This window comes from Micromonospora rhizosphaerae (genome assembly GCF_900091465.1).
GTDB classification, from domain to species: domain Bacteria; phylum Actinomycetota; class Actinomycetes; order Mycobacteriales; family Micromonosporaceae; genus Micromonospora; species Micromonospora rhizosphaerae.
In genome coordinates, this window is record NZ_FMHV01000002.1 from 3,188,494 (window position 1) to 3,213,787 (window position 25,294).

Below are 25,294 nucleotides of genomic sequence, written 5' to 3' on the forward strand. Positions count from 1 at the left end.
TGGCCGATCTCAGCCGAGGCGCCCGCGCCCGAATGCGTCGGCCCGGCCCCACCGCCCGGGGATGCGCAGCAGTTCGATCCGGCCGATCTTCGTCGGCACCGCTGGTCTGGTCACCAGGTACTCGCCGCGCGGCTCCATGCCGAGCATGGTCCGCAGCAGCAGCAGGGGAGTTCCGGTGGACCACGCCTGCGGGCTGCATGCGGTCGGATACTGCACGGGATACCGGGTCAGCTCGCGCTCATATCCCCCGAAGGCCTCCGGCAGCCGGCCGTCGAAGTACTCGGCGGCGTCGATGATCCCCTCGGCGATGCGGGCAGCCTCCTCGGCGAAGCCGTAGCGGCGCAGCCCCCAGGCGATGAACGAGTTGTCGAAGGGCCAGACGGTGCCGACGTGGTAGCCGATCGGGTTGTACCGCCCCTGCCCGGTGGCGAGGGTCCGTACGCCCCAGCCGGAGAAGAGTCGTGGGCCGAGCAGGTGCTCGGCGATCTTCTTCGCGCGGGACTCCGGCACGATGCCGCTCCACAACAGGTGGCCGATGTTCGAGGAGAGCGCGTCGACCTGCCGGCCGTCGGGGTCGAGGGCGAGCGCGTAGTATTCGCCGTCCGCCACCCAGAAGTCCCGGTTGAACCGCTCCTTGAGCTCGGCGGCCTCCCGTTCCAGCCGGTCGGCGTACGCGGGATCGTTCCAGAACTCACGCGCCAGGCGCGCCCCACGCAGCTTGGCGTCGTACGCGTAACCCTGCAGCTCACACGTCGCGCGGGGCCGGGCGGGCAGCCGCCCGTCCCGGTAGGAGATGGCATCCCAGGAGTCCTTCCAGCACTGGTTCTCCAGACCGGTGTGCTCATTGCGGCGCCGGTACCAGATGTAGCCGTTGCTCATGATGTCGGCGTACTCGTCGATCCAGTGCAGGGCGGACCGCGCGGCGCGCTCGAAATAGCGCACCGCCGCGACATCCCCGGTCCAGCGCTCGTACTCGTCGAGCAGGATCACGAACAGGGGCGTCGCGTCGGCGGTGCCGTAGTACGGCGAGTGCGGCTGCTCCTTGAACCCGGCCGTCTCCCCGTACCGCAACTCGTGCATGATCTTGCCGGGTTCCTGGTCCCGGAAGTCGTCGAGCACGACGCCCTGGGTGAGCGCCAGCAGGCGCAGCGTCGTCGCGGCGAGGTCCGGTGCGAACGGCAGCGCCTGCAGGCTGGTGAAGATGCTGTCCCGACCGAAGATAGCCATGAACCACGGCAGGCCGGCTGCGGGCAGGCTTCGTCCGCCGCCGGTCAGCGGCGCGAACCGCAGCGCGGCGAGGTCGATCAGGCTGCGCCGGTACGTCCTGGTCAGAGTCGCCGAGTCGCAGGTGAGACGGGGCGCGTCGGTGAGCCACCGGTCCAGATCGCCACGCATCTCCTTCCGGACCCGGCCGGGCCTGCCCTGGAGGGTCTCCCGGAGATCACGCCCGTCCACGCCCAGTGTCCGCACGTGCAGTTCGGTCATCCAATGGCCCTGTGGCCCGATCCGGACGTCGTACGTCAGCCCGAGCTCGTCGACCCGGGCCGGGACGGTGGTGGAGACGAGGGTCTCCCGCCGGAACGTCTTCCGCTGGTAGCCGAGACGCAGGCACCCGTTCTCGACCCGGGTGTAACGCGTGCCCTTCTTGTGCCGCACGTCCTTGATCTCGAACAGGTCGGCGAAGTCGCTGCCGACCTCGAGTCGGACCTGCACGTCGATCGGCGCCGCTTCGTGGTTGACCACCGTCAGGCGTTCGTGGAAGCTGCCGGCGATCGCCCGTTCGCGGATGACCGAAATGCTGGTTTCGACGAAGGGGGTGGGAGTGCCGGGGATGAGAAAGAACCGGGTTTCGAAGTATTCGATGTCGTCGACGGTGAGGGGGCTGAGGCGCTGGCCGTCGACGCTCAGGATCCATTTCGACAGGAACCGGGTGTCGAACGAGAAGAGCCCGGTGGGGATGGTGGGAGAAGCGTCGATGTCGCCGCTCCTCTCGCTGAGCACGAAGGTGTTGCCGTCCAGTTGCCGGACGAGCTTCTCCTTCATGCCGGCCCTCTCCGCTCGGGGGCGAATGCGCGCGGGTGGTGCGCGCCGGGCGGTCCCGGCAGGACCCGCTGGAGGAGGTAGGCCAGGCGCGCCTCGCCCTCAGCTCTTATCTCATTCCGCACCCACGCCGCGTACTGGTCCTCCTGTCCCTTGGCGAGGCGGTCGAAAAGGTCCCGGCTGGTGCGAATGACGCAGTCGACCTCGCGTTCCTCCCGCGAGACGCGTAGATCGCCCTGACTGATCTCCAGGAACCACCGGTCGATTCCGTGCTCGTGCGCCAGGTCGAAGCGGATGGTGCCGGTTACCTCCTCGAGCAGGGGTTCGTGGCCGCGACGGCCGAGTCGGGCGAAGAACTCGGCCGTAGGATCGGACATCAGACTCCTCCGAATCCGCGCTGACGGTGCTCCGATCACAGGTTCACCCTTTGCGGGTGATGCCACTAGACCACGATGCGAGTAACGCTGCCTCTTGTTCGCCGATTCGGGGAGGTGGTGGTGTGTCTGGTAGGGGGCATGGATGGCATCGGACCTGATCCGAATCCTCGACGGCAACATCTTCGTGTTGAGTGAGGACAACGGCGACATCGAAGCCGCGCCGTCGGTGCCGGTCGGGTACTTCTCGTTCGATACCCGGTTCCTCTCCCGCTGGCGACTGAGTGTCAACGGGGAGCGGCTGCACGCGCTGGCCATCGACGATCCGCAGTACTTCAGCGTCCGTTTCTTCCTGGTGCCCGGCGAGCCGACCCACTACGTGGACGCCAAGGTGTCCGTGATCCGGGAACGGTCGGTGGCGGGCAGCTTCGAGGAGCGGCTGACCATCCTCAACCACCACCAGGAGCCCGCCGAATTCACCGTACGCGTGGATGCGGGCAGCGACTTCTCCCCGCGTGGCACCGTTCGAGAGCGACGCGAGCCGGTCGGCCGGATCTATCAGCGTGTCGAGGACCGGCGCCTGCGCCTCGGCTACGTGCGGGAGAGGTTCTGGCGCGAGACGCTCATCTCGACCACCGAGCCGGCCCAGATTGACGAGGGCGGGTTCACGTATCACATCCGAGTCGGGCCGCACGAACGATGGACCACGACGCTGCACGTCCAAGGGCTGGTGTTGCGCCCGGACGGGGAGGACGTCCGGGAGCACCTGGACCGCCGCCGCAGGCGCACCGGGCCGCAGCTCGAGCGCGACCTCCACCGGTGGCTGGCGGCGGCGCCGAAGCTGACGTGCGACTGGGAGGCGATGGCGACGACGTACCAACGCAGCCTCGTCGATCTCGCCGCGCTGCGGTTTTCGCCGCTGACGCTCCCCGACGAGGCGATGCCGGCCGGGGGCCTGCCCTGGGCCATCGCCCTCATCGGCCGGGACAGCATTTTCACCAGCCTGCAGTCGCTACCGTTCGTACCGGATCTCGCCGGCGCGACGTTGCGCATGCTCGGGATCGACCAGGGCGCGGTGCTGGACGATTTCCGCGACGAGGAACCCGGGAAGATCCTGCGCGAGTTTCGCTACGGCGAACGGACCGCGTTCGAGGAGATGCCGCAGTCCCCGTACTACGGCGCGGCAGACCTCACCCCGCTCTACGTGATCCTGCTGGACGAGTACGAACGCTGGACCGGGAACGTCGCCCTGGTACGGGAGTTCGAGGAGGAGGCACGGGCGGCGCTGCACTGGATCGACGAGTACGGCGACGTCATGGGCAACGGGTACGTCTGGTACCAGCGCCGTAACGAGCGGAGCGGGCTGGTGAACCAGTGCTGGAAGGAATCGCGGAACTCGATCTCCTTCCGGGACGGGCGGCTGCCTGGGCTGCCCCGGGCCACCTGTGAGCTGCAGGGCTACGCGTACGACGCGAAGATCCGTGGCGCTCGGCTGGCCCGACAGTTCTGGAACGACCCGGCGTACGCCGACCGGCTGGAACGGGAGGCCGCAGAGCTCAAGGAACGGTTCAACCGGGACTTCTGGGTGGCGGACGGCGAATACTACGCGCTCGCCCTCGACCCGGACGGGAACCAGGTCGACGCGCTCTCGTCCAACATCGGCCACCTGCTGTGGAGCGGCATCGTGCCGGAGTCCCGCGCGAAGAAGGTTGCCGAGCACCTGCTCGGCCCACGACTCTTCTCGGGCTGGGGCGTGCGCACGCTGGCCATGGGGGAGGGGCGGTACAACCCGCTCGGGTACCACGTCGGCACCGTCTGGCCCTTCGACAACTCCCTCATTGCCTGGGGACTTCGTCGCTACGGCTTGACGGAGGAGGCCGGGCGGATCGCCGAGGGCATCATCGACGTGGCCCGGTACTTCCAGGGCCGACTGCCGGAGGCCTTCGGCGGTTACCACCGGGAGTTGACGCGACACCCCGTCCCGTACCCCGCCGCGAACAGTCCGCAGGCGTGGTCCACCGGGGCGCCCCTGCTGCTGCTGCGGGCCATGCTCGGCCTGGAGCCGTACGGGGACGACCTGGTCGTGGCGCCGGCGTTGCCCGCGCGGTTCGGGCGGGTCGAACTGCTGGACATCCCCGGGCGCTGGGGGCGGATGGACGCCGTCGCCCCCGCACGTCACGACGCACGGCAGCCCCGTTGACTTCAGGTCTCCGCCGTGCACCCGCAGTTGGCCGGGCTCGATTTGGCGTTCGGGGCGACCGACCCGGCGGCACTGGCCGACGCGGACCTGGTTTTCCTGGCCCTCCCGTCAGGCTCCCGCGCCGCGCGCCCCGACGCGGTCGACGCCGATGTCTGCGGACAGCTCGCGCTGTCTGGTCTCGCGGGACAGCAGCACCGCGACGATCGTGACGATCGCCGAGCCGGCCAGGTAGATCGAGATCGGCGTGCCCGAGCCGTAGCGGGCGAGCAGGGCGACCGCGATGATCGGTGCCAGGCTGCCCGCGATGACGGACGCGAGCTGGTAACCGATCGAGGCGCCGCTGTAGCGCACGCTGGTGCCGAACAGTTCGGCGAAGTAGGCGGCCTGGGGCGCGTACATCATCGCGTGCAGGACAAGGCCGCCGGTGACGGCGAGGGTGATCGCGGCGAACGACCCGGTGTCGATCAGTGCGAAGAACGCGAACCCCCAGAGGCCGACGCCGACCGCCCCGGCGAGATAGAGCGGTCGCCGGCCGATCCGGTCGGACAGCGCGCCCAGCAGCGGGATCGCGACGAGTTGGACGGCCGAGGCGATGAGTACGGCGTTCAGCGCGGTACTTCGCGGCAATCCCACCTGTCTGGTCACGTACGTCAACACGAAAACCGTGAAGAGGTAGTACGCGACGTTTTCGGCGAAGCGGGCGCCCATCGCGACGAGAACCTCGCGACGGTAGCGGGTCAGCACCTGGAGAACGGGGGCCTTCCGCCTGACCCGCGACCGCTGCATCTCCGCCTGCGCCCGCTGGAAGACCGGCGACTCACTGACCGACACGCGGATGTAGAGCCCGACGACGACGAGCACGGCGCTCAGCAGGAACGGTACGCGCCAACCCCAGGCCTCGAACGCCGCGTCGCTCAAGGTGGCGGCGAAGAGGAAGAGGACGCCCACCGCAAGCAGGTTGCCGGCCGGCACTCCCGCCTGCGGCCAACTCGACCAGAAGCCACGCCGCTTGGCGCCGCCGTGCTCGGCGACGATGAGAATGGCGCCTCCCCACTCTCCGCCGACGGCGAACCCCTGCAACAGGCGGAAGATGACGAGCAGTATCGGCGCCAGGAGGCCCACCGCCGAGTAGGTCGGCAGGAGGCCGACCGCAAACGTCGCTATTCCCATGATCAGCAGGCTGAGCACGAGCATCTTCTTGCGTCCGACCTTGTCGCCGAAGTGGCCGAACACCAGCCCACCGAGCGGCCGTGCCACGAATCCGACGGCGTAGGTGGCGAAGGCGAGGAGCGTGCCGACCAGCGGCTCGAACCCGGGGAAGAAGAGCTTGTTGAACACCAGCGCGGCGGCCGAGCCGTAGAGAAAGAAGTCGTACCACTCGATCGTGGTGCCGACCAGGCTCGACCCCACCACCTTGAGGAAGGATCCCGGGGCGGACGCAGTCCGGCTCGCGGCGGGCGGAGATGCCATGCGGCCCCCAGGCTCGGAGACATGGGTCAGGTGCCCTGGACCGCCGCAGGATTCCAGGCGGCGCCCTTTCTAAACCTGTCCGGCCGCAACTGCGAGCGCCGGGCAGCGTCTCTATTTTCATGCAGCAGACGGCATGAACTTGCAACGCAGTCTCGGACTTGCTAGCCTTCGTTGCATAGTCATGCGGAGGTAGGTATGGGCATTCGGGTCGCGGTCGCCGGGGCCAGCGGGTACGCCGGGGGCGAACTGCTTCGCCTGGTCGCCGGGCACCCGGAGTTCGACCTGGTGGCCGCTACCGCGCACAGCCAGGCCGGCCAGCCGGTCTCCGCCGTACACCCGCAGTTGGCCGGGCTCGACCTCGCGTTCGCCGCGACCGACCCGACCACCCTGGCCGACGCGGACCTGGTTTTCCTGGCCCTGCCGCACGGCGAGTCGGCCGCCCTGGCCGCCGCCCTGCCCGAGACGGTCAAGGTGGTCGACCTCGGCGCCGACCACCGGCTGGCCGACACCGCCGCCTGGTCCCGCTACTACGGCGGCCCGCACGCCGGCGCCTGGACCTACGGCCTGCCCGAGCTGCCCGGCCAGCGGGCCGCGATCGCCGCCGCGAGCCGGGTCGCCAACACCGGCTGCTACGCGGTGGCCACCACTCTTGCGCTGGCCCCGCTGATCGCGGCCGGTGCGGTCGCCCCGACCGACGTGGTGGTGGTCGCCGCCTCCGGCACCTCCGGCGCCGGCCGGGCCGCCAAGGCCCACCTGCTCGGCAGCGAGGTGATGGGCGACCTGTCGCCCTACAAGGTCGGCGCCCACCAGCACGTGCCGGAGATCAAGCAGGCCACCGGGGCGGCCAGCCTCGCCTTCACCCCGGTGCTCGCGCCGATGCCGCGCGGCATCCTCGCCACCGTCACCGCGGTACCGACCGGCGACGCCGACCCGCGCGCGGTCCTCACCGAGGCGTACGCGGACAGCCCGTTCGTGCACGTGCTGCCGCAGGGCGCCTGGCCGCACACCGCCGCCACGGCCGGCTCGAACTCCTGCCAGCTCCAGGCCACCGTCGACGTCGACTCCGGCCGGGTGATCGTGCTCAGCGCGATCGACAACCTCGGCAAGGGCGCCGCCGGCCAGGCCGTGCAGTGCGCCAACCTCATGCTCGGCCTCCCCGAGACCTCCGGCCTCTCCGTCTTCGGAGTAGCGCCATGAGCGTCACCGCGCCCCGGGGCTTCCGGGCGGCCGGCGTCGCCGCCGGGCTCAAGGCCAGCGGCGCCAGCGACCTCGCCCTCGTCGTCAACGACGGTCCGGACGCCGGGATCGCCGGGGTGTTCACCGCCAACCGGGTCAAGGCCGCGCCGGTGCTCTGGACCCAGCAGGTCGTCCGGGGCGGCGTGGTCCGTGCCGTGGTACTCAACTCCGGGGGCGCGAACGCCTGCACCGGCCCGGCCGGCTTCCAGGACACCCACGCCACCGCAGAGCACACCGCGGCCGTGCTCACCTCGAGCAGCCCGCGGCTGATGCTGGGCGCCGGGGAGGTCGCTGTCTGCTCCACCGGGCTGATCGGGGAGCGGCTGCCGATGGAGCGGCTGCTTCCCGGGGTCCGGACGGCCGTCCGGGGGCTCGCCCGGGACGGCGGCGCCGCCGCCGCCGAGGCGATCATGACCACGGACACCCGGCCGAAGACCACCGCCGTCAACGGCAGCGGCTGGACCGTCGGTGGCATGGCGAAGGGCGCGGGGATGCTCGCCCCGGCCATGGCCACCATGCTCTGCGTGCTGACCACCGACGCGGTGGCCGGGCCGGAGGCGCTGGACGCCGCGCTGCTGGCCGCCACCCGGGTCACCTTCGACCGGATCGACTCCGACGGCTGCATGTCCACCAACGACACCGTGCTGCTGCTGGCCAGCGGCGCCTCGGGCATCCAGCCGACCGAGGCGGAGCTGACCGCCGCGGTCACCGCCGCCTGCCACGACCTGGCCCAGCAGCTCATCGCCGACGCCGAGGGCGCCACCAAGCAGATCGCCATCGACGTGGTCGGCGCAGCCAGCGAGGACGACGCCGTCGAGGTCGGCCGCTCGGTGGCTCGGAACAACCTGGTCAAGACCGCGCTCTTCGGCAACGACCCGAACTGGGGGCGGATCCTGGCCGCGGTCGGCACCACCACCGCCGCCTTCGAGCCGGACGGCGTGGACGTCGCGGTCAACGAGGTCTGGGTGTGCCGCTCCGGCGCCGCCGCCGAGGACCGCTCGAAGGTCGACCTCTCCGGGCGGGACGTCACCATCCGGATCGACCTGCACGCCGGCTACTCCGCCGCAACGATCTGGACCAACGACCTGTCGCACGCGTACGTGCACGAGAACTCGGCGTACTCGTCGTGAGCGCGAGGAACGCAGCGGAGCGGAGTCCCGCAGTCGCGAACGGAAAGCTGGCGCGGTCATGAGCCTCACCACGGACCTCAGCCGGGCCCAGGCCAAGGCCGAGACGCTGATCGAGGCCCTGCCCTGGCTGGCCCGCTTCTCCGGGGCCACCGTCGTGGTCAAGTACGGCGGCAACGCCATGGTCGACCCGGAGCTGCAGCGCGCCTTCGCCGCCGACATGGTCTTCCTGCGCTACGCCGGCCTCAAGCCGGTCGTGGTGCACGGCGGCGGGCCGCAGATCTCCGCCATGCTCGGCCGGCTCGGCATCGAAAGCGAGTTCAAGGGCGGCCTGCGGGTCACCACTGCCGAGGCGATGGACGTCGTCCGGATGGTGCTGGTCGGGCAGGTCGGCCGGGAGCTGGTCGGGCTGATCAACGTGCACGGTCCGTTCGCCGTCGGCCTCTCCGGCGAGGACGCCGGGCTGTTCACCGCGGTCCGGCGCCCCGCGTACGTCGACGGCGAGCCGGTCGACGTCGGCCAGGTCGGCGACGTCGAGTCGGTGCACGTGTCTGCGGTGGCGGACCTGATCACGGCCGGGCGGATCCCGGTGATCTCCACCGTCGCGCCGGACGCCGACGGGGTGCTGCACAACCTCAACGCCGACACCGCCGCCGCGGCCCTGGCGGTCGCACTGGAGGCCCGGAAGCTGGTCGTGCTCACCGACGTCCCCGGCCTCTACGCCGATTGGCCGGACACCGGCAGCCTGGTCAGCGAGGTCACCACCGACGACCTGGCCAAGCTGCTGCCGTCCCTCCAGTCGGGGATGGTCCCGAAGATGGAGGCCTGCCTGCGGGCGGTGCGCGGGGGAGTCCCCGCCGCACACGTCGTCGACGGCCGGGTCGCCCACTCCACGCTGCTCGAGGTCTTCACCTCGGAAGGATTCGGAACGATGGTGATCGCCGGATGAGCGAGCTGCTGAAGCGCTGGCGGCAGTCCATGATGGACAACTACGGCACCCCGCCGCTGGCGCTGGTCTCCGGCTCGGGCGCCGTCGTGGTCGACGAGGCCGGTCGGGAGTACGTCGATCTGCTCGGCGGCATCGCGGTCAACGCCCTGGGCCACGCCCACCCGGCCGTGGTGGCCGCCGTCTCCAGGCAGGTCGCCACCCTCGGCCACGTCTCCAACCTCTTCGTCGCCGAGCCGCCGGTGGCCCTGGCGGAACTGCTGCTGGCCCTGGCCGGCCGGCCCGGCCGGATCTTCTTCGCCAACTCCGGCGCCGAGGCCAACGAGGCCGCCTTCAAGCTCTCCCGGCTCACCGGCCGGTCGCACGTGGTCGCCGCCCGGGGCGGCTTCCACGGCCGGACCATGGGTGCCCTCGCGCTCACCGGGCAGCCGGCCAAGGTCGACCCGTTCCGCCCGCTGCCCGGCGACGTCACCCACGTCGAGTACGGCGACACGACCGCCCTCGAGGCGGCCGTCACCGACGCCACCGCGATGGTGATCCTGGAGCCGATCCAGGGCGAGAACGGCATCGTCGTCCCGCCGGCCGGCTACCTTGCCGAGGCCCGCCGGATCACCGCCCGGCACGGCGCCCTGCTGGTGCTCGACGAGGTGCAGACCGGCATCGGCCGGACCGGGCACTGGTTCGCCCACCAGGCCGAGGGCGTCGAACCGGACATCGTCACCCTGGCCAAGGGCCTCGGCGGCGGGCTGCCCATCGGCGCCTGCCTGGCCTTCGGCCGGGCCGCCGAGCTGCTCCGCCCCGGCTCGCACGGCACCACCTTCGGCGGCAACCCGATCAGCTGCGCGGCCGCCCTCGCCGTGGTCGCCACCATCGCCAACGAGGGGCTGCTGGATCACGTCAAGCGAGTCGGTGAGCTGCTACGGCGGGGGGTCGAGGCGCTCGGCCATCCGCTGGTCGCCGAGGTCCGCGGCGCGGGCCTGCTGCTCGGCGTCGTGCTCACCGAACCAGTCTCCGGTGCGGTGGCGAACGCGCTGCGCGACGCCGGCTTCCTGGTCAACCCGGTGCAGCCCGGCGTGGTCCGGCTCGCCCCGCCGCTGATCCTCACCGCCGCCCAGGCCGACGCCTTCCTCGCCGCCCTCCCGGCGGCCCTGGACGTCGCCGCCACCGGATCGGAGGTTCCCGCATGATCCGGCACTTCCTGCGGGACGACGACCTCTCGCCCGCCGAGCAGTCCGCCGTGCTCGACCTGGCCGCCCGGATGAAGGCGGACCGGTTCGCGTACCAGCCGCTGGCCGGGCCGCGGTCGGTGGCCGTGCTCTTCGACAAGCAGAGCCTGCGCACCCGGATCTCCTTCGACGCCGGCATCGCCGAGCTGGGCGGCCACCCGCTGGTGGTGGACACCCAGGTCACCCACTTCGGCCGGGGCGAGACCCTGGCCGACGCCGCTCGGGTGCTCTCCCGGTACGTCGCCGCGATCGTGCTGCGCACCCACGGCGACGACCGGATCGCCGAGGTCGCCGAGCACGCCACCGTCCCGGTGGTCAACGCGCTCACCGACGACTACCACCCGTGCCAGCTCCTCGCCGACCTGCTGACCGTCCGCGAGCGGTTCGGCGCCACCGCCGGACGCACCCTGGCGTACGTCGGCGACGCGGCGAACAACATGGCGCACTCGTACCTGCTCGCCGGGGCGACCGCCGGGATGCACGTGCGGATCGCCGGCCCGGTCGGCTTCCAGCCCGACCGCGAGGTCGTGAGCCGGGCCGAGAAGATCGCCGCCGGCACCGGCGGGTCCGTTCGCGTGCTCACCGACCCCGTCGAGGCGGTACGCGGCGCCGACGTGCTGGCCACCGACACCTGGACCTCGATGGGCCAGGAGGACGACGGGCTGGACCGGATCACCCCGTTCCTGCCGTACCAGGTCAACGCGGAGCTGCTCGCGGCGGCCGCGCCGGACGCGATCGTGCTGCACTGCCTGCCCGCCCACCGCGGCGAGGAGATCACCGACGAGGTGCTCGACGGCCCACGGAGCGCGGTCTTCGACCAGGCGGAGAATCGCCTGCACGCCCAGAAGGCGCTGCTGACTTTTCTCCTGGAGGCATCCATATCATGACCGCCCCGCTGACCCGTGCTGCCCGGCACGCCCGCATCGTCGAGCTGATCCGCGAGAAGGCGATCCACTCGCAGACCGAGCTGGCCGACCTGCTCGCCGGCGACGGCATCCAGGTCACCCAGGCCACCCTCTCCCGGGACCTCAAGGAACTGGGTGCGGTCACCGCGCGCGGTGGGGACGGGCGGGCCGTCTACCTGATCCCCGAGGACGGCCTCCGGCCGCTGCGCGAGGCCGAGGCCGCCCCGGCCCGGCTGGTGCGGCTGCTGCGCGAGCTGCTCAACGGGGTCGACTCCAGCGGCAACATCGCCGTGCTGCGCACCCCGCCCGGCGCGGCGCACTACCTGGCCAGCGCGTTGGACCGAGCGGGCCTGCCCGAGATCGTCGGCACCATCGCCGGCGACGACACCATCCTCGTCGTGGCCCGCGAGGCCGTCGGCGGCGCCGCGCTGGGCGACAAGCTCGCCGCGTGGGCCCGCCGGGAAGAGACCGTTGAAGGGAGCACCACACCATGACCGAGCGGGTCGTCCTGGCGTACTCCGGAGGGCTGGACACCTCCGTCGCCATTCCCTACCTGGCCGAGCAGACCGGCGCCGAGGTGATCGCGGTCGCGGTCGACGTCGGGCAGGGCGGCGAGGACCTGAACGCCATCCGGCAGCGCGCGCTGGACTGTGGCGCCGTCGAGGCGGAGGTGGTCGACGCGCGCGAGGAGTTCGCCGCCGAGTACTGCCTGCCGGCGATGCGCGCCAACGCGCTCTACATGGACCGCTACCCGCTGGTCTCCGCGCTGTCCCGGCCGCTGATCGTCAAGCACCTGGTGGCGGCGGCCCGCAAGCACGGCGGCACCATCGTGTCGCACGGCTGCACCGGCAAGGGCAACGACCAGGTCCGCTTCGAGGTCGGCCTGGGCGCGCTCGCCCCCGAGCTGAAGATCATCGCCCCGGCCCGGGACTTCGCCTGGACCCGGGACAAGGCGATCGCCTTCGCCGAGGAGAAGGGGCTGCCGATCGACGTGTCGGCGAAGTCGCCGTACTCCATCGACCAGAACCTGTGGGGCCGCGCGGTGGAGACCGGCTTCCTGGAGGACATCTGGAACGGCCCGATCGAGGACCTGTACTCCTACACCGCCGACCCGGCCGAGCCGCGGGACGCCGACGAGCTCGTGATCACCTTCGACGCCGGCATCCCGGTCGCCATCGACGGCGAGACCGTCACCCCGTACCAGGCGATCCTGGAGCTCAACCGGCGCGCCGGCGCCCAGGGCGTCGGCCGGCTCGACATGGTCGAGGACCGCCTCGTCGGCATCAAGAGCCGCGAGGTCTACGAGGCCCCTGGCGCGATCGCGCTGATCACCGCCCACCAGGAGCTGGAGGCGGTCACCGTCGAGCGGGACCTGGCTCGGTTCAAGAAGGGCGTCGATCAGCGCTGGGGCGAGCTGGTCTACGACGGCCTGTGGTTCTCGCCGCTGAAGAAGGCCCTCGACGCGTTCATCGACGACGCCCAGCGGCAGGTCTCCGGCGAGGTGCGGCTCACCTTGCACGGCGGCCGGGCGGTGGTCACCGGGCGTCGCTCCGAGGCCAGCCTCTACGACTTCGGCATGGCCACCTACGACACCGGCGACACCTTCGATCAGTCCCTCGCCAAGGGCTTCGTGCAGCTGTGGGGCCTGCCCAGCAGGATGGCCGCCGCGCGGGACGCCCGGCTGGGTGGCGTCTGATCGTGCGTACCACAATGGGCGGGGTGGACGACAAGAGCCTGACCGAGAACAGCGCCGCCACCAACCGGACGAGCCTGTGGGGAGGGCGCTTCGCCGGCGGCCCCGCGGAGGCCCTCGCGCGGCTGTCGGTGAGCGTGCAGTTCGACTGGCGCCTCGCCCCGTACGACATCGCCGGCTCCCGGGCGCACGCCCGGGTCCTCGCCGGCGCCGGCCTGCTCGACCCCGAGGAGCTGGGCCGGATCCTGGCCGCGCTAGACGACCTGGAGGCGGCCTGCGCATCCGGGCAGTTCCGGCCGACCGTCGACGACGAGGACGTGCACACCGCGCTGGAACGCGGCCTGCTGGAGCGGCTCGGCAGCCTCGGCGGCAAGCTGCGCGCCGGCCGGTCCCGCAACGACCAGGTCGCCACCGACCTGCGGCTCTACCTGCGTGACCACGCGCGGGGCGTGGCCAGCCGGCTGGTCGAGCTGGCCGAGGCCCTGGTGGAGCAGGCCGAGCGGCACGTGGACACCGCCGCGCCCGGCATGACGCACCTGCAGCACGCCCAGCCGGTCACCTTCGGGCACTGGCTGCTCGCCCACGTGCAGCCGCTGCTGCGGGACCTGGAACGGCTGCGCGACTGGGACCACCGCGCGGCCATCAGCCCGCTCGGCGCGGGCGCGCTGGCCGGCTCGGGTCTGCCGCTGGACCCGGTGGCCGTCTCCAAGGAACTGGGCTTCCGCACGTCCTTCGCCAACTCGATGGACGCCGTCGCCGACCGGGACTTCGTCGCCGAGTTCCTCTTCGTCACCGCGATGATCGGGGTGCACCTGTCCCGGCTCGGCGAGGAGGTGGTGCTCTGGACCTCGCAGGAGTTCGGCTGGGTGGACCTGGACGACGCCTTTGCCACCGGGTCGTCGATCATGCCGCAGAAGAAGAACGCGGACATCGCCGAGCTGGCCCGGGGCAAGTCCGGCCGGCTGGTCGGCGGGCTGATGAGCGTGCTCACCATGCTCAAGGGCCTGCCGATGACGTACGACCGGGACATGCAGGAGGACAAGGAGCCCGCCTTCGACGCGGTCGACACCCTGGAACTGCTGCTGCCGGCCCTCGCGGGGATGATCTCCACGATGACGGTACGCGTCGACCGGCTGGTCGCCGCCGCGCCGGTCGGCTTCTCGTTGGCCACCGAGGTTGCCGACTGGCTGGTCCGCAAGGGCGTGCCGTTCCGCGACGCGCACGAGATCACCGGCAAGCTGGTCGCGCTCTGCGTGGCCCGGGACTGCGCCCTGGACGAGGTCTCCGACGCCGATCTGGCCGCGGTCAGCGAGCATCTCGACCCGTCGGTGCGCGACGTGCTCTCGGTCCGTTCCGCCCTCGCGGCGCGGACCACCCCCGGCTCGACCGGCCCCGGCCCGGTCGCCGAGCAGCTCGCGGCCGCGGCGGACAAGCTGGCCGGCTGGCGGGACTGGGCCGCCGAGCGGGTCGTTCCCCGCTGAGCCCTCCCGGGTCGGCTCGGCGCACGCCGCGCCGACCAGGTCAGGCCGTCGGCCGCTCCCGCTTCGGCAGCTTCGCCACCACCGCGTCGTACGACGCGTCGACGGCCTCCAGCAGTTCGTCGTCGGGGATCGCGCCGCCGGCCCGCAGGGTGTTCCACCCCGAGCGTCCGATGTAGGGGGAAGGGCGGGCGTCGTCCGGATACCGGTGCAGCCACTCGTCGGCCACCTCCCGGGTCGGGCCACACTTCACCCCGACCCGCTGGTCGCCGTTCTCCGCCCCGAGGAAGGCGAAGATGCGGCTGCCCACCTTGACCACCACGTCGCCCTCCCACGGCTGGTCCAGCCAGGCACCCGGCTTCGCCAGGCAGTACGCGGTCAGCTCGGCCCGATCCATACACCCCTCCGCCGGTCGCTCCTTCCGGGACAGTCTCCACCAGCCCCTGCGGCCACGCCCGCTGGACCGGGCCCGGTAGCGGCCGGTCAGTCGGCGGTGCCGGTCCGCACGGCGAGCCGCTCGTAGCGCTGGCGGGCCGCCTGCGCGCTGCCCAGCCCGAGCCCGAACGCGATCGCCTGCCAGGTCAGTCCGCGGCCGCGGGCCACCTGCAACAGCCCCGCCTCCAGCGTGTCCACCTCGGCGCGGACGTGCGGGATCAGGGTGAGTGCGGCCATCAGGTCCGACTGATCGACCGGCTCCTCGCCGGGCTCCAACTCGGCGCCGCCGGCCAGGGCCATCACCAGCGTCGCCGCCTCGTACGCGTCCGGGATGTCCGGGTGTGCGTACCGCCAGCGGCGGGCGTCGGTGCCCGCATGCCGCTCGGCGATCCGCACCAGAGCCGCGTAGTTGCGGTGCGCCCGGGCCTGGGCAGCATCCGGAGCGGTGAACGGATCGTTGTCCAGCGTGACCATGTGCTCCATCAGACGCTCATCAACACTCTTTTGTCAACACCTTGTTGAAAACTGCCTCGCGGTGGGATCGTGCGCCGGATAGGGTCGGGCCATGGCGTACCCCCTGCTCATCCCATGACCGGCGTCGACCTGGCCGGCCTGGCCGACCTGCTCGCCGGCCCGGTGGTGCCAGCCGCGCGTGGGCTGCTCGGCTGCCGGCTCTCCGCCAACGGGATCACCGTCCGGATCACCGAGGTCGAGGCGTACGCCGGCACCGCCGGCGATCCGGCGTCGCACGCCCACCGGGGCCGCACCCCGCGCAACTCGGTGATGTTCGGCCCGGCCGGCCACGCCTACGTCTACTTCACCTACGGCATGCACTGGTGCATGAACGTGGTCACCGGCCCGGACGGCGAGGCCTCGGCGGTGCTGCTCCGGGCCGGCGGGGTGGTCGACGGCCTCGACGCCGCCCGGGCCCGCCGCCCCGCCGTACGCCGGGACGTGGACCTGGCCCGCGGACCTGCCCGGCTCTGCGCGGCGCTCGGCATCGATCGCTCGGTCTACGGCCTCGACCTGCTCGGCGAGGGGCCGGTGCGGCTGGGCCCGGCCGTCGCGCCGGTGCCGGAGGCGATGATCGAGGCCGGCCCCCGGGTCGGGGTTACGGGCGCGCACGACGTGCCGTGGCGGTTCTGGATCGCCGGCGACCCGACGGTGAGCGCCTACCGGCGGCACGTGCCCCGCTCCCGCCGCTGACCGCATCGACCGCCGCCCACGCGGCGATGTGCGCCGACGACGCCGACCCGGCCGGGGTCTACTTCGGCACCCGCTCCGGCGAGGTCTACGCCAGCCGGGACGAGGGCGACTCCTGGGCGCTGGTCGCCGCCCACCTGCCCGACGTGCTCTGCGTCCGCGCCGCGGCGGTCTGAGTGGTCACCGTGCTGCTGCCCGGCCCGTTGCCCGGCGAGGCGGGCGGCGCGAGCCGGCTGACCGTCACGGCCACGGGCACGCTTCGGACCGTCCTCGACGAGCTGGCCGGGTCCTGGCCGCGGCTGGCCCGCCGGATCCGGGACGAGCGGGGCGACCTGCGCCGCTACGTCAACGTCTACGTCGACGGCGAGGACTGCCGGCACGTCGGCGGGCTGGACACCCCGGTCGGCTACGGCGCCGAGGTGCAGGTGCTCCCCTCGGTGGCCGGCGGCTGACGGATCGGGCGCGAGCCAGGCGTACCCGCCGGTCGGTTCCCAGCCCCTCATGCCCCGAGCAGTAGCCGCCGGGAAGGTGCGGCGGGCGACTTTGGAGCTGCCCGCTAGAACGGGGCGGTTGTCGACGCGCAGAGCCCGGCTGCGGTCGGGGTTTCCCGATGGTCGTTGCGCTGCGGGGGGTGACCGCCGGTGAGGGCCCGGGCGCGCAGGTGGGGCAGCTTCAAAGGGAGTCCCGTGGTGGTGGCTGGGAGGGCGTGGCGGCGGAATAGTTGATTCGTCAAATATGTTGTGCGGTGCGATCCGGGCCGCACCGGTCCGGTGGTCACGCGAGGAGCTGGTCATGCAGTTCGGAGTCTTCACCGTCGGCGACGTCACGGTCGACCCGACCAACGGGCGGCTGCCGTCCGAGCGTGAGCGGATCAAGGCAATGGTCGCCATCGCGCTCAAGGCCGAGGAGGTCGGACTCGACGTCTTCGCCACCGGTGAGCACCACAACCCGCCGTTCGTGCCGTCGTCGCCGACCACCATGCTCGGCTACATCGCCGCCCGCACCGAGCGGCTGCTGCTCTCCACCTCGACCACGCTGATCACCACAAACGACCCGGTGAAGATCGCCGAGGACTACGCGATGCTCCAGCACCTGGCCGACGGCCGGGTCGACCTGATGATGGGCCGGGGCAACACCGGGCCGGTCTACCCGTGGTTCGGCCAGGACATCCGGAACGGCATCCCGCTCGCCATCGAGAACTACGACCTGCTGCGCCGGCTGTGGCGGGAGGACGTGGTCGACTGGACGGGCCGGTTCCGCACCCCGCTGCAGTCGTTCACCTCGACCCCGCGCCCCCTGGACGGCGTGCCGCCGTTCGTGTGGCACGGCTCCATCCGCAGCCCGGAGATCGCCGAGCAGGCCGCGTACTACGGCGACGGCTTCTTCGCCAACCACATCTTCTGGCCGAAGGAGCACACCCAGCGGATGGTCGGGCTCTACCGGCAGCGCTTCGCCCACTACGGGCACGGCTCGCCGGAGCAGGCGATCGTCGGGCTCGGCGGGCAGGTGTTCATCCGGAAGAACTCGCAGGACGCGGTCCGCGAGTTCCGGCCGTACTTCGACAACGCCCCGGTCTACGGGCACGGGCCGTCGCTGGAGGAGTTCACCGCGCAGACGCCGCTGACCGTCGGCAGCCCGCAGCAGGTCATCGACCGGACCCTCGGCTTCCGCGAGTACGTCGGCGACTACCAGCGGCAGCTCTTCCTCATCGATCACGCCGGGCTGCCGCTGAAGACCGTGCTCGAGCAGCTCGACATCCTCGGCGAGGAGGTCGTCCCGGTGCTGCGTAAGGAGTTCGACTCGCTGCGCCCCGCGCACGTACCCGAGGCGCCCACCCATGCCTCGCTGGTCGCGGCCCGCGACGTGGCGGCGGGCCTGGCCGAGGCGGAGGGCGCCCGATGACCCGGCGCACCCTCGCGGTGGTCTCGGCGGGCCTCAGCCAGCCCTCCTCGACCCGGCTGCTCGCCGATCAGCTCGCCGCGGCCACCCGCGACGAGCTGGTCCGGCGCGGCGCCGACGTGGAGATCCGCACGGTGGAGCTGCGCGAGTACGCCCACGACGTGGTGAACCACCTGCTCACCGGCTTTCCCTCGCCGGCACTGCGGGAGGCGCTGGACACGGTGGCCGGCGCGGACGGGCTCATCGCCGTCACGCCGATCTTCAACGCCTCCTACAACGGGCTGTTCAAGTCGTTCTTCGACGTGGTGGACAAGGGTGCCCTGGTCGATCGCCCGGTGCTGATCGGCGCGACCGGCGGCACCGCCCGGCACTCGCTCGCCCTGGAGCACGCGGTCCGGCCGATGTTCGTTCACCTGCGCGCGCCGGTCGTGCCGACGGCGGTCTTCGCCGCACCCGAGGACTGGTCCGGCGAGGCTGCCGACGGCGCGCTGCGCGCCCGGATCCGGCGGGCCGGCGCCGAACTCGCCGAGCAGGTCGACCGCCGCCCGGCGGGCACGGGCGTGGCCGACCCGTTCGCCCTCACCACCAGCTTCGAGGACCTGCTCGCCGGTCGCGACCCCGCCTGACGCCGATCTTCGAGTCGCGCCCGCCCACCCCTTCCAAGACCCGCGGACGGTTTCGCTGACGTCGTGCGGATCTTCCGCAGCTCCAGGCCCGGGCGGTCAGTCCGCCTGCTCGTACGGGTGCGCGACCAGCACCGCGCAGTGAGCATGCTGCACCAGCGCCTGGCTGACCGAGCCCAGCAACAGCCCGGCGAAGCCGCCCCGGCCGCGCGAGCCGACCACCACCAGCGCGGCGTCCCCGCTCGCCTCGATCAGCGCCTGCTCCGGCTTGGCCGCCTGTACCGGCCGTTCCGTCACGGACAGCCCGGGCTGGTCGGCCCGGACCCGGCCCGCCGCCGCGGCCAGCAGGTCGGCCGACTCGGCGTCTCCCGCCGCCGCGGACTCCGCGACCTCCTCCGGCACCATCCGGGCCCGGTCCGCCGGGCGTACGTGCAGGAGAACCAGGGCGGTGTCGCGGCGTACCGCCTCGTCGGCGGCCAGCCGGACGGCGAGCGCCGCCGACTCCGAGCCGTCCACCCCGACCACCACCGGCCCGTCCATCGGGATCGGCTGCTCGGCGGGGCGGACCACCAGCACCGGGCAGTGCCCGTGCTGGGCGACCTGGGTGCTGACCGAGCCGAGCAGCAGCCCGGCGAACCCGCCATGGCCCCGACTGCCGACCACCACCAGCTCGGCCCGGCGGGACTCCTCGATCAGGGCGGCGCCCGGCCCGCCGGCCACCTGGCGCACCTCGACGGTCAGCCCTGGATGGCGGTCGGTCAGGTCGGCGGCGGCCTGCTCGAGCATCTTCTGCGCCTCCTCGGTGGGCGCCGGCACCCCGAGGTCGTACGGGTTGAGCGGCACGCCGTAGCCGAGCGGGTGCAGGTAGCCGTGCACCAGGTGCAGCGGCCGGGACCGCTGGACCGCGCTCCGCGCCGCGTGCTCGGCGGCGACGAGGCTGGACGGCGATCCGTCGACGCCCACCACGACAGGTCGGTTCATCAGCTCCCCCAGAGGTCGATCAGGTCATTGTCGATGCGTCCGCCGCCACCGCTGTTCATTTGCCCGGACACCGTGGCGCGAACACCTCCGCCGGTGAGCCGTTCCGCGGGGGCCTGGAGCAGCCGATCCGGACAATGCCAGAGAGCTCGCTGCGCCGGCCGGGGGAGCGGCCGACATGGCGGCGCCGGGCGGTGAGGCGCGGTCGCTGCCCCGCCGGACGACGGCCACCGGGCCGGGGGCGTGGTGCAGCACGGCGTGGCCGACCGAGCCGAGCAGCCGCCGACCGAGAGTGCGACCCGGCGGCAGCCGGCTATCTCCCGTCCGTGCCGCCGACGGTCGGGCCCGGCAGGGCGTACCTGCGGACGACCAGCTCGTCCACCTCGAGGCGGCCGATGCGCAGTTCCCGGATGGCCGCCCGGCGGACCGCGAGCCGCGCGATCGCCAGCGCGCCCACCGCCACGGCGCCGAGCGCCGCCGCGGAGAGCGCCAGCGAGCCGGCCGCGGTGGCGCCCAGCGCCCGCGCACCGGTGGCGAGCGCGCCGGTGGCGGACGCTCCGACCGTCTGAGTGCCGGAGGAAGCCGCGCCGGATCGGCGCAGGCGGGTAGCCAGTCTCGTCACGTCGTGATCCTCCGACCTGCCGGGTCCGCTCGGGCCGGTCCGGGTGCCGGATCCACCGGGCGGGTGAGAACTTCCACCCCGGTCCGCGTGGTCGCCACGGGCGCCGCCGCTGGTCGACGAACGTGAAGGGGACCGCTCATCGCGCCAGCGGCCCCCGAGGTGTCGGAGGGCGTGCGTATCCTGCGGCGGGTGACCAGTGATGTACGGATCCGCCCGGTGCGGGACGAGGACCTGCCCGCCTTCTTCGCTTACGAGCAGGACCCGCAGGCCAACTGGATGGCCGCCTTCGGCCCCGCCGACCCCGCCGACCGGGCCGCGTTCGACGCGCACTGGCGCCGGGTCCGCGCCGACCCGCGGATCGTCCCGCGCACCGTCACGGTCGACGGCGAGGTGGTCGGTCACGTGAACGCCTTCCCGGTCGGCGACCGGACCGAGGTCAGCTACTGGATCGACCCGCGCCGCTGGGGCCGTGGCCATGCCACGGCCGCGCTGGCCGCGCTCCTGCGGGAGCTGCCGCAGCGGCCGGTCCACGCCCGCGCCGCCAAGGACAACGTCGCCTCGCTCGCCGTGCTGCGCAAGTGCGGCTTCGTCCTCATCGGCGAGGACAAGGGGTACGCCAACGGCCGCGGCACCGAGGTCGAGGAGTACGTGCTGGAGCTGCCCGCCACGCCGCCGCCCGTCGCTGGTCCCGAGCCGGGCGACGACTAGTCTCCCCGGGGTGAACTGGCTGGAACTCGTCGGCTGGGCCGGCTCCGCGCTGCTGGTCTGGTCGCTGCTGCAGACCCGGATCCTCCGGCTGCGCATCTTCAACCTGCTCGGCTGCCTGATCCTGATCGGCTACAACGCCGCGGTGCGGGTCTGGCCGATGGTCGGGCTCAACGTGGTGCTCGCGCTGATCAACCTCTGGTATCTGCGCAAGATGCTGGCCACCCGGCACGACGAGCAGACCTACCAGGTGGTCGAGGTGGGGGTGGGCGACGAGTTCCTGGCGCACACCCTGCGGGTGCATGGCGCCGACATCGCCCGGTTCAACCCGGACTTCCGTTGGGACCCCTCGGACGGCCGGCGTTCGGCGTTTCTGGTGGTGCGCGGCGACGAGGTGGTCGGGGTGGTGCTGGCCCACGCCGAGGAAGGCGGCGTCGCGCAGATCGACCTCGACTACGTCACCCAGCGGTTCCGCGACTTCACCCCGGGCGAGTTCGTCTACCGGCGCAGCCGCCTCTTCACCGACCGCGGCTTCCGCAAGGTGGTCAGCCCGCCCGGCATGGTGGCCCCGTACTACCACCGGCTCGGTTTCCGCCGCGACGGCGACGCGTACGTGCTGGACCTGCCCGCCCCCGCGTAGCCGACCGCGTCAACCGCGCGGGTGGCGTGGCGCAGGACCGCGCCACCCGGCCGGGCGGCGGAGGATTCAGCGGCGCCTCCGCTGGGCACAGACAGGCCTACGCCGACCGGGTCACCCGGCCGGCGGCGTCGGGCATTGCGGCCGACGCCGGTCGCGTGAGGGAGAGATCCGGGCGTGCAGAGCTACTGGAGCCAACTGGCCCTGGTCGGAGTTCTGATCATCCTCAACGCGGCCTTCGCCGGCAGCGAGATGGCCCTGGTCTCGCTGCGGGACAGCCAGCTCCAGCGGCTGGAACGGAGCAGCCGCGCCGGCCGGACGCTGGCCCGGCTGGCCAAGGATCCGAACCGCTTCCTGGCCACCATTCAGATCGGCATCACCCTGGCCGGCTTCCTCGCCTCGGCCGCCGCGGCGGTCTCCCTGGCCAGGCCGCTCGTACCGCTGCTCGGGGTGCTCGGCGACGCCGCCGAGACGGTCGCCATCGTGGCGGTCACCCTGGCCCTGACCTTCGTCACCCTGGTCTTCGGCGAGCTGGCCCCGAAGCGGATCGCCATGCAGCGGGCCGAGCGCTGGGCGCTGGTCGTGGCCCGCCCGCTGGACCTGCTGGCCAGCCTCACCCGGCCGGCGGTCTGGGCGCTCGGCGTCACCAGCGACCTCGTGGTCCGCCTCGCCGGGGTGGACCCGAAGCACCAGCCCGACGAGATCGGCCCGGACGAGCTGCGCGAGATCGTCGCCGGTAACCACGGCTTCACCAAGGAGCAGCGGACCATCATCGCCGGCGCGGTGGAGATCGCCGACCGGCGGCTGCGGGCCGTGCTCGTACCCCGGTTACAGGTCTTCACCCTCGACAGCGGGACCACCGCGGAGGCCGCCCGGCTGGTGCTGGCCGCCACCGGCCACTCCCGGGCCCCGGTGGTGCGGCACGGCGGCCTGGACGACGCGGTCGGCGTGATCCACCTGCGGGACCTGGTCGGCGTGCCGGACGACCGGCCGGTCGACGAGTGCGCCCGCCCGCCGATGCTGCTGCCGGACTCGCTGCCGGTGGTCGACGCGCTACGCCAGTTCAAGGCCGAACGCCAGCACATCGCACTGGTGGTCGACGAGCGCGGCGCGGTCGACGGGATCGTCACCCTGGAGGACATCCTCGAGGAGATTGTCGGCGAGATCTACGACGAGACCGATCGGGATCTCAGCTCGGTCCGCACCGAGGAGGACGGGAGCCTCGTGCTGCCCGGCACCTTCCCCGTGCACGACCTCACCGACCTCGGCGTCGAGCTGCCCGGCCGGCCGGCCGGCGATTACACCACCATTGCCGGGCTGGTGCTGACCTGCCTCGGGCACATCCCCACGGTGGCGGGGGAGAGCGTCACGGTCGACGGCTGGGAGCTGGTGGTGGCTGATGTCGAACACCACGCGATCACCGAGGTGCGGGTCCACAAGGTTGCCGGGAACACGGCACCCGACCGGGGCGGCGACGTCGAGGCCCCGGTGCTGGACGAGGCCCACAACTGACGCGCAGCTCACCCGTCCCCGCCGGGTGGTCCGAACGGGAAACCGGGCACCGGCGGGTACAGCTGCACCTGGTCGGCGGGGAACTGCCGGGTGCGGCGCCCGAGCACCCGGGCGACCGCCCGGAGCAGCCACGGACCGGACGGGTGCAGCTCCGGGCCGATCAGCCGACCGGTGACCCGGGTCCACCAGTGGCCGGCGATGATCACATCGGTCAGCCGCAGCCGGTGGGGCGGGAAGCCGCCCCGGACCACCACGTCCACCACCCGGCCCAGCCGCCGCCCGTGCAGGTCGTACGCGGCCCGCCCGAGCAGCTCACCCGCTCGCACGGTGGGCTCCCGGAATCCGGTCGATCAGGTGCCGGCGCAGCCAGCTCTCCACCGGGGGCGGCGGCAGGTCGGCCGCCCGGACTCGCAGCCGGACCGCGCTGTCCACCCGCTCGACCAGCGTGAACGGGATGCGTACCGGGAGCACGGGCGGCTCGTCGACGAACCGGTTGGTGATCGCGACGAGGATCCGCCCGAGCCGGCCGCCGACCCGCTGCCCGAGCGCCGCCTGCCCGGTGAGCAGTGTGTCCACGTACGGGTAGCCGTCGGCGTCCGCGGCGAAGGCGATGTCGTCGACCCGGCCGACCAGCCGGCCGTCCCGGTCGACGATCTGCTGGTCGAGCAGCTGTTTGGCGAGCTGGACCCTCACTGTCCCATCCTCGTCACGATGGCCAACGGGATCGCCGCTATCGACGCGGCGATGATGAGCAGCAGGAACAGCGTGCCGAGCAGGTTGTTCAGCCGCCCGTTCACCCGGTCGCCCAGGTACGTCCGGTCGTTCGCCACGACCAGGATCGGCAGGTACGTCAGCGGGAGCGCCACCGCGGTGATGATCAGCATGTACTCGGTCAGCCGGACCGGGTCGATCGTGGTCATCAGCGCCAGCACCCCGAAGAGCACGCTGACCAGCAGCACGCTGTGGAACCGGGCCGCCTCCCGGGGGCTGACCCGCTTGCCCCACTGCCAGCCGAAGTACTGCGACGCCGCGTACGCCGCCGACAGGCCGGTCTCCAGCGCCGCGCCGAAGGTCACCGCGAAGAACGCCAGGACGGCCACCGCCAGCCCGATCTCGCCGAACGCGACAACCACCGGCTGCGCCACCTGGTCGAGGGTGTCCACCGAGGTCCCGCGCGGGTGGTGGACCACCGCCGCGGTGGCGACCAGCGACAACGCGAGGAACCCGCCGACCGGGAACCCGATCAGCACGTTCGACCGCGCGTGGGCCAGGTCGGCCGCGCTCCACTTCTCCTCCACCCCGCCGGAGGAGAAGAAGAAGACCTCGTACGGGCTGACGGTGGAGGCGAAGAGCGCCACCGCGATGAACCAGTAGTCGCCCCAGCCCTGCCCCAGCGGGCCGAGGTGCAGGGCCTCCTGTCCCAGCTCCGCCCAGTCGGTGGGCAGCGCGAACAGCGCCACCGCGAATACCAGCAGCGCCAGCCCGGCCACGCCCCAGAGCCGTTCCATCAGCTCGAACCGCATCCGCCACAGCACCAACCAGACGGCGAGCGCGGTGACCGGCACCCAGAGCAGATAGCTCACCCTGGAGGCCAGCTGCAGCGCCAGCGCGACCCCGCCGAGCTCCGCGGCCAGGGTGACGACGGTGACCAGGTAGGACGCCACCAGGTTCAGCAGCGCCACCCGTGGCCCCAGCCGCTCCCGGACCAGATCGAACACCGCCCGGCCGCTCACCGCCGCAATCCGCCCGGCCATCTCGGCGTACGCGCAGATGGCGAGCACGCCGACGAGCAGCACCCAGGCGTGGCCCATGCCGAACCGGGCACCGGCCTGGCTCGCCGCCACCAGGTCGCCGATGTCGACGAAACCGCCGATGGCGGAGAGGACGCCCAGGGCGGCGGCGAGGAGCTTCCTCACGTCGGGTACGGATCGGGCGGTCTCATCGACGCGACGATATCGGCGTCAGCCGCCCCTCCTAGCCCAAAT

At 72.3% G+C, this 25,294-nt stretch carries 28 protein-coding genes and 1 pseudogene; 18 read left to right on the forward strand and 11 right to left on the reverse strand.

All coding sequences use genetic code 11. The features are described from left to right. Window positions 1-9: 9 nt before the first annotated feature. Window positions 10-2,043 (reverse strand): amylo-alpha-1,6-glucosidase, encoded by a 2,034-nt coding sequence (locus tag GA0070624_RS15315; protein ID WP_091341683.1) that lies wholly within the window; start codon window positions 2,041-2,043, stop codon window positions 10-12. Beyond that, window positions 2,040-2,417, reverse strand: a complete 378-nt coding sequence (locus GA0070624_RS34735; protein ID WP_176731703.1) for an SCP2 sterol-binding domain-containing protein — start codon at window positions 2,415-2,417, stop codon at window positions 2,040-2,042. Before GA0070624_RS34735 ends, GA0070624_RS15315 begins: the two co-directional genes overlap by 4 nt. A 142-nt stretch (window positions 2,418-2,559) precedes the next feature. Between GA0070624_RS34735 and GA0070624_RS15325 the strand changes: the two genes are divergently transcribed. Both GA0070624_RS15325 and GA0070624_RS36830 read left to right on the forward strand, forming a co-directional pair. After that, complete coding sequence (locus tag GA0070624_RS15325; protein ID WP_091341685.1) at window positions 2,560-4,614, forward strand: amylo-alpha-1,6-glucosidase; 2,055 nt, start codon at window positions 2,560-2,562, stop codon at window positions 4,612-4,614. A 3-nt stretch (window positions 4,615-4,617) separates the two neighbouring features. Beyond that, a pseudogene (locus GA0070624_RS36830) lies at window positions 4,618-4,740 on the forward strand (N-acetyl-gamma-glutamyl-phosphate reductase); the annotation flags it as partial. Here GA0070624_RS36830 and GA0070624_RS15330 read toward each other — a convergent pair. After that, complete coding sequence (locus GA0070624_RS15330; RefSeq protein ID WP_091341688.1) at window positions 4,723-6,084, reverse strand: MFS transporter; 1,362 nt, start codon at window positions 6,082-6,084, stop codon at window positions 4,723-4,725. The pseudogene GA0070624_RS36830 and the gene GA0070624_RS15330 sit on opposite strands and share 18 nt — an antisense overlap. A gap of 195 nt (window positions 6,085-6,279) precedes the next feature. Here GA0070624_RS15330 and argC point away from each other — a divergent pair, with 195 nt between their 5' ends. The 8 genes from argC to argH are packed head-to-tail and all read left to right on the forward strand — an operon-like array spanning window position 6,280 to window position 14,698. Next, window positions 6,280-7,281, forward strand: a complete 1,002-nt coding sequence (gene argC, locus GA0070624_RS15335; protein ID WP_091341690.1) for an N-acetyl-gamma-glutamyl-phosphate reductase — start codon at window positions 6,280-6,282, stop codon at window positions 7,279-7,281. Beyond that, a complete protein-coding gene (argJ, locus tag GA0070624_RS15340) occupies window positions 7,278-8,450 on the forward strand; it encodes a bifunctional glutamate N-acetyltransferase/amino-acid acetyltransferase ArgJ (protein ID WP_091341692.1) in 1,173 nt (390 codons plus the stop codon). Before argC ends, argJ begins: the two co-directional genes overlap by 4 nt. Window positions 8,451-8,508: 58 nt before the next feature. Further along, window positions 8,509-9,396 carry an acetylglutamate kinase gene (argB, locus tag GA0070624_RS15345; protein WP_091341694.1) on the forward strand — a complete coding sequence of 296 codons (888 nt, stop codon included), beginning with the start codon at window positions 8,509-8,511 and terminating at the stop codon, window positions 9,394-9,396. After that, window positions 9,393-10,580 (forward strand): acetylornithine transaminase, encoded by a 1,188-nt coding sequence (locus GA0070624_RS15350; RefSeq protein ID WP_091341696.1) that lies wholly within the window; start codon window positions 9,393-9,395, stop codon window positions 10,578-10,580. Before argB ends, GA0070624_RS15350 begins: the two co-directional genes overlap by 4 nt. Then, window positions 10,577-11,506, forward strand: a complete 930-nt coding sequence (gene argF / locus GA0070624_RS15355; RefSeq protein WP_091341698.1) for an ornithine carbamoyltransferase — start codon at window positions 10,577-10,579, stop codon at window positions 11,504-11,506. Before GA0070624_RS15350 ends, argF begins: the two co-directional genes overlap by 4 nt. Further along, window positions 11,503-12,018, forward strand: coding sequence for an arginine repressor (locus GA0070624_RS15360; protein WP_091341700.1), 516 nt, complete (start codon window positions 11,503-11,505; stop codon window positions 12,016-12,018). The genes argF and GA0070624_RS15360 overlap by 4 nt, the downstream gene beginning before the upstream one ends. Continuing rightward, window positions 12,015-13,220, forward strand: coding sequence for an argininosuccinate synthase (locus tag GA0070624_RS15365; protein WP_091341701.1), 1,206 nt, complete (start codon window positions 12,015-12,017; stop codon window positions 13,218-13,220). The genes GA0070624_RS15360 and GA0070624_RS15365 overlap by 4 nt, the downstream gene beginning before the upstream one ends. A 14-nt stretch (window positions 13,221-13,234) precedes the next feature. Continuing rightward, window positions 13,235-14,698, forward strand: a complete 1,464-nt coding sequence (gene argH, locus GA0070624_RS15370; protein ID WP_091341703.1) for an argininosuccinate lyase — start codon at window positions 13,235-13,237, stop codon at window positions 14,696-14,698. A gap of 40 nt (window positions 14,699-14,738) precedes the next feature. Here the strand turns inward: argH and GA0070624_RS15375 are convergent, their stop codons facing one another. Both GA0070624_RS15375 and GA0070624_RS15380 read right to left on the reverse strand, forming a co-directional pair. Further along, on the reverse strand, window positions 14,739-15,092 hold the full coding sequence (locus GA0070624_RS15375) for an MmcQ/YjbR family DNA-binding protein (RefSeq protein WP_091341705.1): 354 nt from the start codon (window positions 15,090-15,092) through the stop codon (window positions 14,739-14,741). An 86-nt stretch (window positions 15,093-15,178) separates the two neighbouring features. Further along, complete coding sequence (locus GA0070624_RS15380) at window positions 15,179-15,613, reverse strand: DNA-binding protein (RefSeq protein ID WP_245718797.1); 435 nt, start codon at window positions 15,611-15,613, stop codon at window positions 15,179-15,181. Between the two features lie 105 nt (window positions 15,614-15,718). Here GA0070624_RS15380 and GA0070624_RS15385 point away from each other — a divergent pair, with 105 nt between their 5' ends. The 5 genes from GA0070624_RS15385 (at window position 15,719) to GA0070624_RS15405 (ending at window position 18,858) form a co-directional block, all read left to right on the forward strand. Then, window positions 15,719-16,336 (forward strand): DNA-3-methyladenine glycosylase, encoded by a 618-nt coding sequence (locus GA0070624_RS15385; protein ID WP_091341707.1) that lies wholly within the window; start codon window positions 15,719-15,721, stop codon window positions 16,334-16,336. Between the two features lie 26 nt (window positions 16,337-16,362). Beyond that, window positions 16,363-16,509: a hypothetical protein gene (locus tag GA0070624_RS33975; protein ID WP_245718798.1), complete on the forward strand. Its 147-nt coding sequence runs from the start codon at window positions 16,363-16,365 to the stop codon at window positions 16,507-16,509. Further along, complete coding sequence (locus GA0070624_RS15395) at window positions 16,510-16,785, forward strand: MoaD/ThiS family protein (protein ID WP_091341711.1); 276 nt, start codon at window positions 16,510-16,512, stop codon at window positions 16,783-16,785. 340 nt (window positions 16,786-17,125) lie between these two features. Further along, entirely contained in the window at window positions 17,126-18,235 is a 1,110-nt protein-coding gene (locus GA0070624_RS15400; protein WP_091348897.1) for an LLM class flavin-dependent oxidoreductase, read from the forward strand. After that, complete coding sequence (locus tag GA0070624_RS15405) at window positions 18,232-18,858, forward strand: FMN reductase (protein WP_091341714.1); 627 nt, start codon at window positions 18,232-18,234, stop codon at window positions 18,856-18,858. Before GA0070624_RS15400 ends, GA0070624_RS15405 begins: the two co-directional genes overlap by 4 nt. Window positions 18,859-18,954: 96 nt before the next feature. Here the strand turns inward: GA0070624_RS15405 and GA0070624_RS15410 are convergent, their stop codons facing one another. The 3 genes from GA0070624_RS15410 to GA0070624_RS15415 are packed head-to-tail and all read right to left on the reverse strand — an operon-like array spanning window position 18,955 to window position 20,455. Next, on the reverse strand, window positions 18,955-19,836 hold the full coding sequence (locus tag GA0070624_RS15410) for a universal stress protein (protein WP_091341716.1): 882 nt from the start codon (window positions 19,834-19,836) through the stop codon (window positions 18,955-18,957). A 24-nt stretch (window positions 19,837-19,860) separates the two neighbouring features. Next, window positions 19,861-20,142 (reverse strand): universal stress protein, encoded by a 282-nt coding sequence (locus GA0070624_RS36835; protein WP_425413551.1) that lies wholly within the window; start codon window positions 20,140-20,142, stop codon window positions 19,861-19,863. Between the two features lie 4 nt (window positions 20,143-20,146). Beyond that, window positions 20,147-20,455 (reverse strand): hypothetical protein, encoded by a 309-nt coding sequence (locus tag GA0070624_RS15415; protein ID WP_245718799.1) that lies wholly within the window; start codon window positions 20,453-20,455, stop codon window positions 20,147-20,149. Window positions 20,456-20,644: 189 nt separating this feature from the next. On the opposite strand from GA0070624_RS15415, the gene GA0070624_RS15420 reads away from it, so the two are divergent. From GA0070624_RS15420 to GA0070624_RS15430, 3 genes are all read left to right on the forward strand, one after another. Beyond that, complete coding sequence (locus tag GA0070624_RS15420; RefSeq protein ID WP_091348902.1) at window positions 20,645-21,163, forward strand: GNAT family N-acetyltransferase; 519 nt, start codon at window positions 20,645-20,647, stop codon at window positions 21,161-21,163. Between the two features lie 10 nt (window positions 21,164-21,173). After that, window positions 21,174-21,800: a hypothetical protein gene (locus GA0070624_RS15425; RefSeq protein ID WP_091341718.1), complete on the forward strand. Its 627-nt coding sequence runs from the start codon at window positions 21,174-21,176 to the stop codon at window positions 21,798-21,800. A gap of 174 nt (window positions 21,801-21,974) precedes the next feature. Then, complete coding sequence (locus GA0070624_RS15430) at window positions 21,975-23,309, forward strand: hemolysin family protein (protein ID WP_091341720.1); 1,335 nt, start codon at window positions 21,975-21,977, stop codon at window positions 23,307-23,309. A gap of 8 nt (window positions 23,310-23,317) precedes the next feature. Here GA0070624_RS15430 and GA0070624_RS15435 read toward each other — a convergent pair whose 3' ends face one another. Genes GA0070624_RS15435 through GA0070624_RS15445 form a run of 3 tightly spaced genes read right to left on the reverse strand, consistent with a single transcriptional unit; the run spans window position 23,318 to window position 25,225 of the window. Further along, window positions 23,318-23,635, reverse strand: a complete 318-nt coding sequence (locus tag GA0070624_RS15435) for a hypothetical protein (RefSeq protein WP_091341722.1) — start codon at window positions 23,633-23,635, stop codon at window positions 23,318-23,320. Continuing rightward, window positions 23,622-24,002 (reverse strand): hypothetical protein, encoded by a 381-nt coding sequence (locus GA0070624_RS15440; protein ID WP_091341725.1) that lies wholly within the window; start codon window positions 24,000-24,002, stop codon window positions 23,622-23,624. The genes GA0070624_RS15435 and GA0070624_RS15440 overlap by 14 nt, the downstream gene beginning before the upstream one ends. After that, window positions 23,999-25,225 carry an NRAMP family divalent metal transporter gene (locus GA0070624_RS15445; protein ID WP_091341728.1) on the reverse strand — a complete coding sequence of 409 codons (1,227 nt, stop codon included), beginning with the start codon at window positions 25,223-25,225 and terminating at the stop codon, window positions 23,999-24,001. Before GA0070624_RS15445 ends, GA0070624_RS15440 begins: the two co-directional genes overlap by 4 nt. Window positions 25,226-25,294 lie beyond the last annotated feature (69 nt).